The organism is Neobacillus jeddahensis, from assembly GCF_000612625.1.
In the GTDB taxonomy this organism is placed as follows: Bacteria; Bacillota; Bacilli; order Bacillales; family Cytobacillaceae; genus Neobacillus; species Neobacillus jeddahensis.
The window spans coordinates 1-986 of sequence record NZ_CCAS010000143.1 but is presented as its reverse complement, the minus strand read 5'-3'; the positions used below and the strand labels follow the sequence as shown (position 1 = coordinate 986).

1 protein-coding gene is annotated in these 986 nt (G+C 43.1%); it reads right to left on the bottom strand.

All coding sequences use genetic code 11. The annotated features are described in order from the left end of the window. Positions 1-986, bottom strand: a 986-nt coding sequence (locus tag TY15_RS23000; RefSeq protein ID WP_148336008.1) for an MFS transporter, incomplete at both ends; no start/stop codon positions are given.

Sequence of the window (986 nt, the reverse complement as noted above, 5' to 3'; positions counted from 1 at the left end):
CAGGCCCCCTCCATTTTCACTTGTACTGCTCCTTCTTTTTCAACCTGTTTCACAGCCTCTTCTCTTGTGTCCACTCGTTTCACGAACAATGCTAAGACAAGGGCGACAATGTTGATAGCAAGGGCGATATAGAAGGAATATTGAATTCCTGCTAATAGAGCCTTCTGCGTTAATAAAGCCGTTGAAGATTCCGTCAAAGTAGTTGGATCGACGCCTTTCATCAGGTTCCCAGCTTCCGTTTTAGTAACAGAGTTCATGATCGTAACCAAAACAGCTGTACCAATTGAACCTGACACTTGCTGGGCTGTATTATTGACCGCAGTACCATGCGGATTTAAGCGCGTTGGCAACTGATTTAACCCATTCGTCATAATCGGCATCATGACCATGGACATCCCGAGCATCCGGATTGTATACGATAGGATAATATAGGTGTGACTAGAATCGACTTGTAAATGAGTTAACATAAAGGTCGAACCTGCTGTAATCAACAATCCCACAACCGCAAGCATTCGTGGGCCAAACTTATCGAATAACTTACCCGTAATCGGCGACATAATCCCCATGATGATCGCCCCTGGTAACATCATCAAACCAGAATCAAGTGGTGAAATACCGCGTACGCTTTGAACATAGGCTGGTGTTAAAATCATGCCAGAGAACATGGCGACGGCGTTGACAATCGCAATCACAGATCCTAGTGCAAACATCGGATACTTGTATACACGTAAATCCAATAAAGGTTCTTCCATTTTTAATTGACGAACAATGAAGACAATTAAGGCAATTCCACCAACGATTAACGTCGTTAAGACGATGGAATCGGACCAGCCATCAGAACTTGCAGAACTACAGCCATATAATAATCCACCAAAACCAATTGACGACAAGACCACCGATAGATAATCAAGCTTGGCATTTTTGTTTTGTTCCATGACATTCTCAAGCTTCCAAACAGCTAAGACTAAACTGATAACAGCTAACGG